This window comes from Kocuria sp. JC486 (genome assembly GCF_011602805.1).
Lineage (GTDB): Bacteria > Actinomycetota > Actinomycetes > Actinomycetales > Micrococcaceae > Kocuria > Kocuria soli.
Genome location: NZ_JAAOZS010000001.1, coordinates 60,303 through 74,971 on the forward strand (window position 1 = coordinate 60,303; position 14,669 = coordinate 74,971).

9 protein-coding genes and 1 tRNA gene are annotated in these 14,669 nt (G+C 64.6%); 2 read left to right on the plus strand and 8 right to left on the minus strand.

Translation table 11 applies throughout. The annotated features are described in order from the left end of the window. Positions 1–152: 152 nt before the first annotated feature. The 4 genes from GWK18_RS00280 to coaE form a co-directional block, all read right to left on the minus strand. A complete protein-coding gene (locus tag GWK18_RS00280) occupies positions 153–1,394 on the minus strand; it encodes a TerC family protein (RefSeq protein ID WP_166832421.1) in 1,242 nt (413 codons plus the stop codon). A 222-nt stretch (positions 1,395–1,616) separates the two neighbouring features. Beyond that, positions 1,617–3,737, minus strand: a complete 2,121-nt coding sequence (uvrB, locus tag GWK18_RS00285; protein WP_166832423.1) for an excinuclease ABC subunit UvrB — start codon at positions 3,735–3,737, stop codon at positions 1,617–1,619. A 48-nt stretch (positions 3,738–3,785) separates the two neighbouring features. Continuing rightward, positions 3,786–5,537, minus strand: a complete 1,752-nt coding sequence (locus tag GWK18_RS00290) for a BCCT family transporter (protein ID WP_166832425.1) — start codon at positions 5,535–5,537, stop codon at positions 3,786–3,788. 209 nt (positions 5,538–5,746) lie between these two features. Further along, positions 5,747–6,382: a dephospho-CoA kinase gene (coaE, locus tag GWK18_RS00295; protein WP_166832427.1), complete on the minus strand. Its 636-nt coding sequence runs from the start codon at positions 6,380–6,382 to the stop codon at positions 5,747–5,749. 70 nt (positions 6,383–6,452) lie between these two features. On the opposite strand from coaE, the gene GWK18_RS00300 reads away from it, so the two are divergent. Continuing rightward, entirely contained in the window at positions 6,453–7,136 is a 684-nt protein-coding gene (locus tag GWK18_RS00300) for a YigZ family protein (protein ID WP_166832429.1), read from the plus strand. Here GWK18_RS00300 and rpsA read toward each other — a convergent pair. The 3 genes from rpsA to GWK18_RS00315 all read right to left on the minus strand — a co-directional run bounded on the left by rpsA (position 7,058) and on the right by GWK18_RS00315 (position 12,510). Further along, positions 7,058–8,734, minus strand: a complete 1,677-nt coding sequence (rpsA, locus tag GWK18_RS00305; RefSeq protein WP_245192667.1) for a 30S ribosomal protein S1 — start codon at positions 8,732–8,734, stop codon at positions 7,058–7,060. The genes GWK18_RS00300 and rpsA overlap by 79 nt on opposite strands. 218 nt (positions 8,735–8,952) lie before the next feature. Beyond that, the gene (polA, locus tag GWK18_RS00310; RefSeq protein WP_166832431.1) at positions 8,953–11,847 is read right to left on the minus strand and encodes a DNA polymerase I; all 2,895 of its coding nucleotides are present in this window, start codon (positions 11,845–11,847) and stop codon (positions 8,953–8,955) included. Between the two features lie 60 nt (positions 11,848–11,907). Beyond that, positions 11,908–12,510: a response regulator gene (locus GWK18_RS00315; protein WP_123824858.1), complete on the minus strand. Its 603-nt coding sequence runs from the start codon at positions 12,508–12,510 to the stop codon at positions 11,908–11,910. Between the two features lie 232 nt (positions 12,511–12,742). On the opposite strand from GWK18_RS00315, the gene GWK18_RS00320 reads away from it, so the two are divergent. Further along, positions 12,743–12,825: transfer RNA gene (locus GWK18_RS00320), tRNA-Leu, on the plus strand. 107 nt (positions 12,826–12,932) lie between these two features. On the opposite strand, the gene pyk is transcribed toward GWK18_RS00320, so the two are convergent. Next, entirely contained in the window at positions 12,933–14,417 is a 1,485-nt protein-coding gene (gene pyk, locus GWK18_RS00325) for a pyruvate kinase (protein ID WP_123824250.1), read from the minus strand. Positions 14,418–14,669: the final 252 nt, after the last annotated feature.

The following is a 14,669-nucleotide window of genomic DNA, read 5'->3' on the forward strand; positions in this document are numbered from 1 at the left end:
CCCCTCCGGTCCGGCCCCCCCCCCCCCCCCCACCCCTACCGCCGCCCCCCGCCCGGTCATCAGCCGCGGGACCGCCCCAGAGGCCGCTGTGCGGAACCAGGCTCAGCGCATCCGGTTGGGTCCAACCCGTGGGATTCGCAGCCAGGGACGAATCACTCCTTGGTGACGGGAGTCTCCGGCTCCGGTGCCTCACCGGTGCGCTCGAAGTGCTCGTGCTTGCCACGCGCCCGGTCGAGCAGGTCGCGGAACTCGTCCTCCTCCTCGATCAGTTCGTCCCGGTACTTCTGCGGAATGTTCGGCATCCCGGACGCCAGCTTGGCACCCTTCGCGGCCAGGCGTTCGCGCTCGGAAGCCGGGGCGTCCTTGGGCAGCGTGACATATGCCTCCGCCACGTTGCGCAGGCCGGAAAGCACGCGCAGGGCGCGGCCCTTGGGGCTGTAGAGCGAGATGAGCACCGTCAGGACCAACACACCGACGATCACGGACAGAGACTGGCCGATCGTGACTTCCGGCGGGAAGTGCACGGGGTGGCCACCGTTGATGAACGGCAGGTCGTTCTCGTGCAGGGCGTGCACGATCAACTTGTAGCCGATGAAGCCCAGGATGATGGCCAGGCCCCACGAGAGGTAGATGAGCCGGTCCAGCAGGCCGTCGATCAAGAAGTAGAGCTGACGCAACCCCATGAGCGAGAAGGCCACGGCCGTGAAGACCAGGTAGGTCTCCTGGGTCAGGCCGAAGATCGCGGGGATGGAGTCGAAGGCGAACAGCAGATCCGTTCCGCCGATAGCCACCATCACCAGCAGCATCGGGGTCATGGCCCGCTTGCCGTTCTCGATGGTGAACAGCTTGTCGCCGTCGTAGTAGTCCGTGGTGTGCATGAAGCGCTTGGCCAGCCGGACGATGAAGTTGTTGGCTTCGTCCTCCTCGTCCTCGTCCTTGAGCTCACCGCGGATCAGGTTGATCGCGGTCAGGATCAGGAAGAACCCGAAGATGTAGAACAGCCAGGCCAGGGCGTTCAGGGCAGCCGCACCGATGAAGATGAAAGCCGTGCGGGCAACCAACGCGAACGTGATGCCGAAGAGCAACACCTTCTGCTGGTCATTACGCGGCACCTTGAAGGAGGCCATGATGATCAGGAACACGAACAGGTTGTCGACCGACAGTGCCTTCTCCGTGATGTAGCCCGCGTAGTACTCACCGGCCAACGTGGGTCCGTAGTCCCACAGCACGAACAGACCGAACAGCAGGGCGATCCCCACGTAGATCGCGGACCAGATGGCCGCTTCCTTGATGTGCGGTTCGTGTGCCTTACGAACGTGGAAGAAGTAGTCGAAGGCAAGCATGCCGACGATCACGACGATGGTGACCGTCCAAACCAAGGGTGAAACTTCCAATGAAGCGTCCTCTCCAAGTTGGGAATGGTTCGAGAACGCAAGTCTCTCCGTCGGCTTCCCCGTGTCTCACCGGTCCTCCTGGGATGACCGGGGTGGGTCCTGAAGTCCGACCGTTGTGTCCGGCGGACCCTCGTGGGCTCCGCGTGCTGACGTTCACAACGCGAGTGGATACTCCCTTACGCTGCCGAACATGCTACACGGCATGACTTCAGCCACCAGGATCTAGGCCCCCGAGGACTCCCGAACATGACGAAGTTCGCGCTTGAGATCTGCGAGTTCGTCGCGGATACGGGCCGCGAGTTCGAACTTGAGGTCGGTGGCCGCCTGGTTCATCTGGTCCGTGAGTTCCCGCACGAGGTCCTCCAGGTTCTCGGCCGGAGCGGTCTCGAGCCCCTCTTCACGCATCCGCCGTTCGGCCTGGTCCAGCACACCGCGTTCCTCCTGGCCACCGGTGGGTGCCGTCTTCCGACCCGCACCGGCCCGCATGGCCAGCAGCTCGTGGGTGTCCTCCGCCTCCCTGGCCAGTTGGTCAGTGATGTCGGCGATCTTCTTGCGCAAGGGCTGAGGATCGATTCCGTGCTCGGTGTTGTACTCGATCTGCACGTCACGACGACGATTGGTCTCGTCGATCGCGACCTGCATGGAGTCGGTGATCTTGTCGGCGTACATGTGGACCTGGCCGTTGACGTTACGGGCGGCACGGCCAATGGTCTGGATGAGCGACCGCGTCGAGCGCAAGAACCCCTCCTTGTCGGCGTCCAGGATGGACACCAGTGACACCTCCGGAAGGTCCAGACCCTCACGCAGCAGGTTGATGCCCACCAGGACGTCGAACACACCCTGCCGCAGTTCGCTCAGGAGCTCGACACGCCGCAAGGTGTCGACGTCGGAGTGCAGGTACTGCACCTTGACCCCGTGCTCCATGAGGTAGTCCGTAAGGTCCTCCGCCATGCGTTTGGTCAACGTGGTCACCAGGACGCGTTCGTCCTTCTCGACGCGCGTGTTGATCTCGTCCAGGAGGTCGTCGATCTGTCCCTTGGTGGGCTTGACCACCACTTCGGGATCCACCAGGCCTGTCGGTCGAATGATCTGTTCCACGTAACCGTCGGCCTTGCCGAGCTCGTAGTTGCCGGGTGTGGCCGACAGGTAGACCGTTTGACCGATTCGTTCCAGGAACTCGTCCCATTTCAAGGGGCGGTTGTCCATGGCAGACGGCAGCCGGAACCCGTGTTCCACCAGGGTGCGCTTGCGGGACATGTCGCCTTCGTACATGCCCCCGATCTGCGGGACCGTCACGTGGGACTCGTCGATCACCAGCAGGAAATCGTCCGGGAAGTAGTCCAACAAACAGTGTGGGGCGGAACCGGGACCGCGGCCGTCGATGTGGCGGGAGTAGTTCTCGATGCCATTGCAGTAGCCCATCTGCTGCATCATTTCGAGGTCGTAGGTCGTGCGCATCCGCAGCCGCTGAGCCTCCACCAGCTTGTTCTGGCCCTCCAAGGTCTCGAGGCGTTCGCGCAGTTCGTCCTCGATGCCGGTCACGGCCTTGGCCATGCGTTCGGCGCCTGCCACGTAGTGGGAGGCCGGGAAGACGTACATCTCGTTCTCTTCCCGGATGATCTCGCCCGTGAGCGGGTGGAGCGTGTAGATGGACTCGACCTCGTCCCCGAAGAACTCGATCCGGATCGCGTGCTCTTCGTACATCGGGATGATCTCGACCGTGTCTCCGCGGACACGGAAGGTCCCGCGGTGGAAGTCGACGTCGTTGCGGGCGTACTGCATGTTCACGAACTGCCGCAGGAGATCATCGCGGTCCATCTCCTCCCCCACCTTGAGAGTGACCATCTGCTGGATGTACTCCTCCGGCGTGCCCAGACCGTAGATGCAGGACACCGTGGACACCACGACCACGTCGCGGCGGGTCAACAGCGCATTCGTGGCCGAGTGACGGAGCCGTTCGACCTCCTCGTTGATCGAGGAGTCCTTCTCGATGAAGGTGTCCGTCTGCGGGACGTAGGCCTCCGGTTGGTAGTAGTCGTAGTAGGAGACGAAGTACTCGACGGCGTTGTTCGGCAGGAGCTCACGCAATTCGTTGGCCAACTGGGCCGCAAGAGTCTTGTTCTGGACCATCAGCAGCGTGGGACGCTGTACCGACTCGATCAGCCAAGCAGCGGTGGCGGACTTGCCCGTACCGGTGGCGCCGAGCAGGACGATGTCCTTTTCGCCGTCGTTGACCCGTTGGGTCAGTTCGGCGATCGCTTTGGGCTGGTCACCGGCGGGTGAGTATTCGGAGACGACCTCAAAGGGCGCGACGACGCGGTTGATCTCCTGTGCCAAGCTCATGGGGCCAGCCTACGCGTGGGCTCGGACACGGGACCCGGACACCAGGATTCAGCGGGGAGGATCGATGACGGACTGCTCTCCAGTTCGCAGTCGGTACTTTTGGACGACTTCGGGCTGTACAGGTCGCTCCAGTTCCGCAGCGTGTTCGGGCTCAGTACCGACGATGTGTTCGGGGGCAATGACCTCGTCCGTGAGATCACCCGAGTCAGCGCGTCGTTCGTACTCTTCAGGTGGCAATGTTCGCCGCCACTGACGGCTACGGATCGGGGCGATTTCTCCGGCGTCCTCCCGCATGGCCCGCAGCAGGGACCACATCATGAAGTAGCCCAGGACGAAGAAGGGCAGACCAATCAGAATTGCGACGTTCTGCAGAGCCGTCAAACCGGACTGCCCCGTGGCCGTGAGGAGGACGGCAGCCACGACACCGATCGACACCACCCAGAAGACGCGCTGGGCCACCGGTGCCTCCTCGTTGTACCCACTGGCCATGGAGTCCATGACCAGACCCGCAGAATCCATGGATGTGATGAAGAAGAGCACCACGACCAGGATCCCGATCGCAGAGATGAGCCAGGCCAGCGGGAAGTGACTCAAGAACTCGAACATCGCGCCGGGGATGTCACCCTCCCCCACAACCGTCTCCACCAGGCCGCCGTCGCCGTTGAACTCGATGTCGAAGACTGCGGTGCCGAAAATGCCGAACCACACCACGGAGAACAACGTGGGAAAGGCCAGCACTCCGATGACGAACTGACGTACGCTACGGCCCCTGGAAATCCGGGCGATGAAGATGCCCACGAACGGCGACCAGGTGATCGTCCAGGCCCAGTAGAAGACGGTCCAACCGTCCTGCCAGCCAGTGTTGGCCAAGGTGTCGGTCCAGAACATGAGGCCTGGGAGGGTCTGGATGTACGCACCGGTCCACTCGACCATACCCTTGAGCAACATGACCGTGGGGCCGCTGACCAGGATGAACACCAACAGCCCGATGGCGATCAGGATGTTCGCGTTGGACAGCACCTTGATACCCCGGTTAACTCCCAGAGCGGCAGACACAGAGGCCACGAGCGTCACGGCCGCGATGATCGAAATCTGGCTGATCGCTGATTCGGGGACACCGAACAGCCGTGACAGACCGGCGTTGATCTGCATCGTCCCGAGCCCGATCGACACGGAGACGCCGGTGAGTGTCCCGACCACGGCCAGGATGTCGATGAGTTGCCCGGGGCGGTCGTGGATCCGTCCCCCGAGCAGGGGCTGAAACATGGACGAGACCCGCGGTGGGAGGTTCCGCTTGTACATGAAGTAACCGAAGGCCAAAGCGGGAAGTGTGAAGATCGTCCAGGTGTGCAGGCCAAAATGGTAGAGAGTGATCGCCATAGCGTTGCGTGCGGCATCGTGGCTCTCCGGCTCCACGCCTTCGAACGGGGGCGCGGCGAAATGTGACACGGGCTCGGCCACGGCCCAGAACATGAGGATGGTCCCGATCCCCGCCGCGAAGAGCATCGCGAACCAGGCGAGGTTCGAGTGTTCGGGACGCTCGTCGTCGGCACCGAGTCGGAGCACTCCGAAGCGGCTCAGCGCGACGTAGACCAGGAAGATCAGGAACACGGAGACGCCCAGGATGTAGAACCAACCCAGGTTGGCCATGATCCATGCCGACCCGTGCGAGAAGAAGGCGTCAGCGGCGTCGGTGAACACCAGTGCCGTCAGAACGAAGACCACGACGATCGCGGCCGAGCTGAAGAAGATCGTCGCATTCGTGCGAAGCCTCAGGACATCGTGCAAGCGGTTGAGCATGGGGTCCTATACCTACCGAAGTCGTGGCGCCACGCTCGTTCGGTAAGCGAAGTCGTCAGGAGGGTGAAGGGAAGGGGAAACACTTCCGGTGCTACGCCGCAGAACTGTCGTTTTCCCGCGGCGCGGTCCTGCCCAAGCGCCTCTTCAACCCTAAGTGTGCTGAGTCACAGATCAATTCTCGGCCCGCCACGCCGTTCTCACCTGGAGTTTCAGCCTTGTGATTCGGTGCTCTGATCGGGCAGGAGGGCGCAGACTCGGCGGTGCCACCACTCATCCACGGCTGATCGCAACTCAGCCTCCGTTCCGTCGTTGACCAGGACGTGGTCGGCCGCTGCCCGACGTTGTTCGTCCGTGGCCTGGGCGTCGATTCGCGCGGCGGCATCCTGCTCGGACATGCCGCGGGTCTCCACCATCCGCCGGATGCGCTCGGCCCGGGGTGCTTCCACCACCAGGACTTTGTCGAAGTTGCCCGCCTGGCCTGTCTCGACCAACAACGGGATGTCGTGCACGAACACGACGTCCTCTCCGCGTTCGGCCACGGCACGCTGGACCGTTTCCACGGACCGCTGACGTACCAACGGGTGGATCAGCGCATTGAGCCGCTCACGGGCGCCGTCGTCGGAGAACACGAGTTCCCCCAAGGCCTGACGGTCCAATTCACCCGTCTGGGCCAACATCTTGGGCCCGAACTCCCGCGCAATCGCCACCAGACCCGGCTGACCCGGGCGCTGGAGGTCACGCACGATGGCGTCGGAATCGATCAGGACCGCACCCAGCTCGACCAACCGCGAAGCGACAGCCGATTTCCCCGCCGCGATTCCGCCCGTGAGACCAATGTGCACCATGGCACAAGCGTACCCAGGATGCATTCCTGCGGGTGCTTTCCGGGGACCTCGGCACCCTAGACTCTGGCGCATGGCCCACCAGTACACAGTGCTCGCAGACCATCGGGAACTCCGGCACGAGATCGAGATCAAGAAGTCCCGGTTCCTCACGGTGCTGCAAAGAGTCGATTCGGAACAGGATGCTACGGACCTGGTGGCCGATCTTCGCCGGGAGTTCCACGACGCCCGACACCACTGCTCCGCCTGGGTCCTGGGACCCGAGCGTCGCATCCGGCGCTCGAGCGACGACGGCGAACCATCCGGCACCGCCGGGGTCCCCATGCTCGAAGCCATCACGCAGCGGCAGACGGGGCCTGACGGGGAGCCGGACACGGCGGACCTGTCCGATCTGTGCGCGGTGGTGGTCCGGTGGTTCGGCGGAACGCTGCTCGGGGCCGGAGGGCTGGTGCGTGCCTATTCGGATTCCGTGTCCCAGGCGCTGGACCGGGCGGCGCTGGTGCAACGCGCCCGAATGGCCGTCTTCGAGTTGCCGGCACCGTTGAGCCTTGCCCCGAGGTGGGAGAACCACCTGCGAGCCGCTGCCTTCACCGTGCAGGAATCACGCTGGGCTGCCGACAGCGCCGTGCTGAGCGTCGCGGTGCAGGACACGGAGGCGGCCCTGGACCATCTGGGACTTCATGTCGCAAGGCTGACCGCGGGACGCGCTGCGCCCACCCGCGTGGGCACGCGGTGGGTGGACCTTCCGTCTGCTTGAGCCGAGTGCGCAGTTCGATCGCCCCTGGGCGCCTCAGCAGCGATCGAACCGCGCACTCGACGCCGCCCGGAGCCGGACAGGGGGAAGCCCCAGCCCCCCCCGGGGGCGGGGGGGTTTTGGGGTGCCTCCTTCCTGGGGCTGTTGGGCGGGGGCCTTTCGCGCAGAGCAGCCAGTGCCTCGTCGGAGGCCAGGGTGCCCTCGTCCTCGGCCGGAGCCTCGGAGGAGTACGAGGTCGGAGCGGCGGACGGTGCAACACCGGCACCGGCCACAGCGGCCTCCGCGTCCTCGTTGAGGTGACGGCGCACCTGCTCCTTGTGGGCCTCCCAGCGGGTCTGGGCATCCGCGTACTGCTGCTCCCAAGCGGCGCGCTGGTCCTCGAAACCTTCGATCCACTCGTTGGTCTCGGGGTCGAAGCCCTCGGGGTACTTGTAGTTGCCCTCGTCGTCGTACTCAGCAGCCATGCCGTACTGAGCGGGATCGAACTCGGTGGACTCGGGGTCCACGCCTTCGTTCGCCTGCTTGAGCGACAGGGAGATCCGACGGCGGTCCAGGTCGATGTCGATGACCTTCACGAAGAGGTCCTCGTTGACGTCGACGACCTGGTCGGCCAGATCCACGTGGCGCTGAGCCAGCTCGGAGATGTGCACCAAGCCCTCGATGCCGTCCTCGACGCGCACGAACGCACCGAAGGGAACCAGCTTGGTGACCTTGCCGGGAACGACCTGGCCCAGAGCGTGGGTGCGGGCGAACAGCTGCCACGGGTCTTCCTGGGTCGCCTTGAGCGACAGGGAGACACGCTCGCGGTCCATGTCGACGTCCAGGACCTCGACCTTGACCTCCTGGCCGACCTCGACGACCTCGCCCGGGTGGTCGATGTGCTTCCAGGACAGCTCGGAGACGTGCACCAAGCCGTCGACGCCGCCCAGGTCCACGAACGCACCGAAGTTGACGATCGAGGAGACGTGGCCGGAACGAACCTGGCCCTTCTCGAGCTTGTTGAGGAAGTCGGAGCGCACCTCGGACTGGGTCTGCTCGAGCCAGGCACGGCGGGAAAGGACCACGTTGTTGCGGTTCTTGTCCAGCTCGATGATCTTGGCCTCGAGCTTCTGGCCGATGTAGGGGGCCAGGTCGCGCACGCGGCGCATCTCGACCAGCGAGGCGGGGAGGAAGCCGCGCAGCCCGATGTCGATGATCAGACCACCCTTGACAACCTCAATGACGGTGCCGGTGACGACGCCGTCTTCTTCCTTGACCTTCTCGATGTCGCCCCAGGCGCGCTCGTACTGGGCGCGCTTCTTGGACAGGATGAGACGGCCTTCCTTGTCCTCCTTGGTGAGGACCAGGGCTTCGACCTCGTCGCCCACAGCAACGACTTCATCGGGATCGATGTCGTGCTTGATGGACAGCTCGCGGGACGGGATGACACCTTCGGTCTTGTAGCCGATGTCGAGGAGGACCTCGTCACGGTCAACCTTGACAACAGTGCCTTCCACCAGATCGCCGTCGTTGAAGTACTTGATGGTCGCATCGACGGCGGCGAGGAAATCCTCTTCCGTTCCGATGTCGTTGACGGCAACCTGCGGGGTGGTGGTGGTCATGTAGTAGGGACTCCGATGGAATTGTTAGTGGTCAGTGAAGCGTCCGCGCGGCGGAAACCGTCAGAGGCTTCAACGTTTGTGGACTACGTGCGCAGAGCACACGCCCGTATATTTTAGGCACCCGTGAGGTCTGGAATCAACAGCGAAACACTGTGACGGCCCCCGTGCGTGCGAGTGGTCTGGACGGCCTGCTGCTCCCCCGCCGTGACGGGTCGCTCTCAGTGTGCCGCGGCGTTCCAGTCCGGTCCCACGCCCACGTTCACCTCGAGCGGCACCGAGAGTTCGATGGCCGCACCCATCTCGGCACGCAGGATCTCGCTGACCGTGTCGACCTCACCGGGGGCGGCCTCCACGACGAGTTCGTCGTGGACCTGCATCAGAACCCTGGACCGCAGATCCCGGGCCTCCAGTTCGCGGTCCACCCGGATCATCGCCTTCTTGATGATGTCTGCCGCGGACCCCTGGATGGGTGCATTCAACGCCATGCGTTCGGCGGCTTGGCGGAGCTGACGGTTGTCGCTGGCCAGGTCCGGCAGGTACCGACGACGCCCGTCGATGGTTTCCGTGTAGCCCTTCTCCCTTGCCTCGTCCACGACCCCCCGCAGGAAGTCACGGACGCCGCCGAAGCGCTTGAAGTAGTCGGCCATCATGGTCCGGGCCTCGTCGACGGAGATGTTGAGCTGTTGGGACAGGCCGTACGAGCTCAGGCCGTAGACGAGCCCGTAGCTCATGGCCTTGACCTTGGAGCGCATTTCCGGGGTCACACCCTCCGGCTCCACACCGAAGACCTTGGAACCCACATAACGGTGCAGGTCCTCCCCCGCCCGGAACGCCTCGATCAGGTCTTCGTCCTCGGAGAGATGCGCCATGACGCGCATCTCGATCTGCGAGTAGTCCGCCGTCACGAGGGCCTCGTAAGGGCCTTCGGCGTCGGAACCCGTCACGAAGGCACCACGAATGCGCCGCCCCTCCTCCGTACGCACGGGGATGTTCTGCAGGTTCGGATCGGTCGAGGACAACCGCCCCGTGGCAGCCACGGTCTGCTGATAGTCCGTGTGGATCCGGCCGTCGTCCTTGATCGCGGTCTTGAGTCCCTGCACGATCTGCTTGAGCTTGGTCGTGTCACGCCAGCGGCGCAGTGCCAGCAGGAACTGCGCTCCCGGGGAATCCAGGTCAACCTTGGTGAGCAGCTCCTCGAGTGCGGCGGCCGAGGTGGTGTAGCCGGTCTTGATCTTCTTGGTGGGTGGCAGGCCGAGGGTGTCGAACAGCACGGTCTGCAGCTGCTTGGTGGACCCGAGCTTGATCTCGGGTTCGCCTTCTTCCCGGGGAACCAAGCTCTGGGCGGTGTCCCAGGCCTGCTGGATGGGGCCTTCGAGATCCCGGATGAGAGCGTCCACCCGATCCCGGTCGACGGCCACCCCCGTGAGTTCCATCCGCCCCAGGATCTTGGCCAAAGGGAGGTCCATCTCCGCCAACAGGGCGCTCTGCCCGTCGGCCTGGAGCTTGTCCCGGAGAAACGCGGAGAGCTGGAGGCTGGCCACGGCCAACTCGGCTTCTCTGCGCACGTGTTCCGGATCAGTACCGGTGGCCTCTGCGTCAGCCACGTCCAAGGACAGTTGGCCGTCAGCGTCCTGTGCGGTCCGTTCCTCGATGTCGGGGACTTCGAGGTCGAGGTGTTGGGCCAGGAGGGGTTCGAGGTCGTAGTGCCGTCGAGCCGGCTCGACCAGATAGGCCGACAAAGCGACGTCGTCCACGGCGCCTTCGAACTCCATCCCGCGCAGGGCCAGGGACTTCCACAGGTCTTTCAGTCCCACCACGACCTTCGGAGCGGACTTGTCCGCCAGCCACTGGCCCAAGGTCGAGTCCAACTCGGCATCAGCTTCCACCAGGTTCACGTGGAACGCCCGGGCGGGCTTCTCGTCCACTCCTGCGCGGGCGAGGATCAGCTCGGTGACTTCGCGGCCACCGGGCTGAGCGGCGTCGTCGTCGTGGCGCAAGGCGCGGACGGCGGTCTCCCGCTCGGCGTCGACGCCGAGCCATTCGTTCAGTTCTGCGGCGGTGACGACCGTGGGGACCTCCTCGATCCCCGACGCGGCTGCCGAAGGTCCCGCGTCCGGACCGGCGAACACGTCCAGGACCCGCCCCCGAAGCCCCGATCCGAACTCGAGGTCGTCGAACAACTGGTTGACCGCGGCCTCGTCCGGGTCAGGTAGTGCCGCGTCCACCAGGTCGAAGCCGAGATCGAGGTCGGTTTCCAGCCGGTTGAGCTTGCGGTTGCGGCGGACCAGGTCCAGGTTCTCCCGCAGCGCCTCACCCTTCTTGCCGGTGATCTTGTCGGCATGATCAAGCACGGACTCAACGTCTCCGTAGGCCTCGATCCACTTCGCGGCGAATCCCGGTCCGACCCCGGGGACGCCGGGCAGGTTGTCGGCCTGTTCACCGGTGAGGGCAGCCAGGTCCGGGTAGTTCTGGGGCGGGACCTTGTACTTCTCCATGACCGCCGCGGCGTCCATCAGCTTCAGGTCCGAGGGCGTACGGCCCGGGTACACGACCGTCACGTGGTCGTCGACCATCTGGAACGCGTCCCGATCCCCCGAGAACACCAGTACCTGGAAGTCATCGGCGGCCCCCCGTTTGGCCAAAGTGGCCAGGACGTCGTCCGCCTCGTACCCGTCCTTGGTCACGACCGGTACGCCCAGTGCCTCGAGGATCGACTGAATACGCGGCACTTGCCCGTGGAAAGCCTCCGGCGTCTCGTCACGGCCGCCCTTGTAGTCCTCGTACTCCTGGGACCGCAGGGTCGGACCTTCGAGGTCGAAGGAGACCACGACGTGTGTGGGCTCGTGGTCCCGCATCATCTTGGCCATGGTGTTGAGGAAGCCGTAGACCGCTTCCGTGTGTACGCCCTCAGAGGTGACGAACGCCGGACCGTTGCCGTACTCGGCGGCCCTGGACAAGGCGAAGAACGCACGAAATGCCAGCGAATGACCGTCGATCAGCAGAAGTCGGCGGTCGGGCCGGGACACCGGTTCCGGGAGTTCGATCTCCCGCGGGTGCTCGGTCTTGGTGCCGATGACGACGGTGGTGGGCTTGGGGGTGCTCTGATCGCTCACGTGCCCATCCTAGGTGCGCGATCCGACTGCACCGTCGTCGAGAGTCCTCCCCAGCCGGGATCAGGCCACCTGGTTGAGAATGGCCTCGGCCACTTCCCGCATGGAGAGCCGACGGTCCATCGAGGTTTTCTGGATCCACCGGAACGCCTCGGGCTCGGTCAGGCCCATCTTCGTGATCAACAGCGATTTGGCCCGTTCGACCATCTTGCGGGTCTCGAACTGGTCCTTCATCTCGGAGACCTCGTCCTCGAGGGAGATGATTTCCTCGAAGCGTGACAGCGCGATCTCGATGGCCGGGACCAGGTCAGCAGCGGTGTAGGGCTTGACGACGTACGCCATGGCACCGGCTTCCCGTGCTCGCTCGATGAGCTCCTTCTGGCTGAATGCAGTCAGCAGAACGACCGGCGCAATGCGCTCCGAAGCGATGGCCTCGGCTGCGGTGATCCCGTCCAGCACAGGCATCTTGACGTCCATGAGGACCAGGTCCGGCTCGAGTTCCTTGGCCAGGTCGATGGCACGCTGGCCGTTCTCGGCCTCGCCCACGACTTCGTAACCCTCGCCCTCGAGCATCTCCACGACGTCCATCCGGATCAAGGATTCGTCCTCGGCCACCAGAACCCGGCGGCGTGAGCCGAAGGACTCCGGTGCCCCTTCGCCCTTCATCGACTCTGCCTCGGAGACGTCCACCGTGGACTCTCCGGCCTCGGCAGACGTGGCTGCTCTGTCGACGGAGTTGAGCGCACCCGCGCCGTTCTGGGCGTCCTGCGGGTCCGGTTGACCTGGGGTTTGGGTCACTGCACTTACTCCTCGCCTGCTGCTGGGGTCTGCGGCCGAGTACTGGCTGCTCTCCGTCCAGCCTACAACCGGATGTGGGGTACACTGCTGCGAGTGCTTTGCCCAAGTGGCGGAATTGGCAGACGCGCCGCACTCAAAATGCGGTTCTTAGGAGTGTGGGTTCGAGTCCCACCTTGGGCACCAAATCAGTGAGATCACGGCGTCCGGCTGGTCGTCAAAATATGGTCGCCAACACGGAGAGGCCCCGGGGATGATCCCCGGGGCCTCTCCGTGTTTCAGCAGCTGGTGCGTCAGTTCTCCTCGCCCCAGGGCCCGACGGTCTCGTGCACCTCCGGGGAGTCCTCAGCCAAGGCACCGGCGTCCTGCTGGTCGCCGATGCGGTGCACCTTGACCAGGTTCGTGGAACCCGCCACTCCTGGGGGCGATCCGGCGCAGATGACCACCAGGTCACCCGCAACGGCCCGACCGGACTTGTACATGTAGCGGTCGACCTGCTTGGTCATCTCGTCGGTGTGGTCCACGGCCTCGGTCAGAATGGGCTCCACACCCCACATGAGCGCGCAGAACGCGCTGACCTTCTGGCTGGGGGTGAAGGCCAGGATCGGCTGCGGCGGACGCAGGCGGCACAGGCGACGAGCGGAGTCGCCGGACTGCGTGAATGCGGTGATGTACGGGATGTCGAGCTGGCGCGAGATCGTCACCGCTGCGCGCGTGATCGCACCACCGCGGGTGCGGGGTTCCGTGCTGATCTCACCGATGCGCTCGAGTCCGTGACGCTCCGTGGCCTCCACGATGCGCGCCATGGTCTGGAGCGCCTCGATCGGGTACTGACCGATGGAGGTCTCCCCCGAGAGCATGACGGCGTCGGCGCCGTCGAGCACTGCGTTGGCGCAGTCGGATGCCTCCGCGCGGGTCGGCCGCGGGTTGTCCATCATGGTTTCCAGCACCTGCGTGGCCACGATGACCGGCTTCGCCCAACGACGGGCCAGTTCGATGGCACGCTTCTGGACCACGGGAACGTCCTCGAGGGGCAGCTCCACGCCGAGGTCACCACGGGCGACCATGATGCCGTCGAAGGAATCGATGATCTCGTGCAGGTTCTCAACCGCCTGCGGCTTCTCAATCTTGGCGATCACCGGGAGACGGATGCCTTCTTCGTCCATGATCTCGTGAACTCGCGAGATGTCGTCGCCGGTGCGCACGAAGGAGAGGGCAATGAGGTCCACGCCGGTGTTCAGCGCCCACCGCAGGTCCTCCTCGTCCTTGTCAGACAGGGCGGGGACGTTCACGGCAACGCCGGGGAGGTTGATGCCCTTGTTGTTGGAGACCTTGCCGGGGATCTCCACGACCGTGGTCACGTCGGTCTCCGTCACCGCTGTGGCACGCAGACGCACCTTGCCGTCGTCGATGAGCAGTTCGTCGCCCACGTTCACGTCCTGCGGGAGGCCCTTGAACGTGGTGCCACAGATTTCCTTGGTGCCTTCGACGTCGCGGTTGGTGATCGTGAATACGTCACCGACCTCGAGGAAGTGCGGTCCGTCCACGAAGGTCTCCAGACGGATCTTGGGACCCTGGAGGTCCGCCAGGATGGCCACGTTCTTGCCCAGGTCCGACGCGGCACGACGCAGGTTCTCGTACTGCATCAAGTGGGTCTCGTGGGTGTCGTGGCTCATGTTCAGACGAGCAACGTTGAGGCCGGCATTGATGGCCTCGGTGAGCTTCTCGTAGGAGGAAATGGCCGGGCCGATCGTGGCGACGATCTTAGCGCGTCTCATCAGTTATCCCTTTCGGTCGAGTGCTGTGTCCGCGGGGTGTGCCAGCGTGTCGACCCGTAACGTGCGTTCGATCGGACGGGCCGACGCGGCGTCACTGCCAGGACGTTGCGGCCGCAGAAGGGCGCGCATCGCTGTCCACCCTACTCGCCCCGGGCGATCCAGCGGCAACCCGCGCGGTGGGTTGCCCCGCGTTGTCCGCCACGAGAGAAGGCCCCCGGCTCGCTTCCGCGAGCCGGGGGCCCTCATCGTAGT

Coding starts and splice junctions, on each gene's coding strand:
- GWK18_RS00300 (WP_166832429.1), top strand. CDS start 6,453: ATGGCCCACCAGTACACAGTGCTCGCAGACCATCGGGAACTCCGGCAC.
- pyk (WP_123824250.1), bottom strand. CDS start 14,417: ATGAGACGCGCTAAGATCGTCGCCACGATCGGCCCGGCCATTTCCTCC.
- uvrB (WP_166832423.1), bottom strand. CDS start 3,737: ATGAGCTTGGCACAGGAGATCAACCGCGTCGTCGCGCCCTTTGAGGTC.
- GWK18_RS00290 (WP_166832425.1), bottom strand. CDS start 5,537: ATGCTCAACCGCTTGCACGATGTCCTGAGGCTTCGCACGAATGCGACG.
- GWK18_RS00315 (WP_123824858.1), bottom strand. CDS start 12,510: ATGAAGGGCGAAGGGGCACCGGAGTCCTTCGGCTCACGCCGCCGGGTT.
- coaE (WP_166832427.1), bottom strand. CDS start 6,382: ATGGTGCACATTGGTCTCACGGGCGGAATCGCGGCGGGGAAATCGGCT.
- rpsA (WP_245192667.1), bottom strand. CDS start 8,734: ATGACCACCACCACCCCGCAGGTTGCCGTCAACGACATCGGAACGGAA.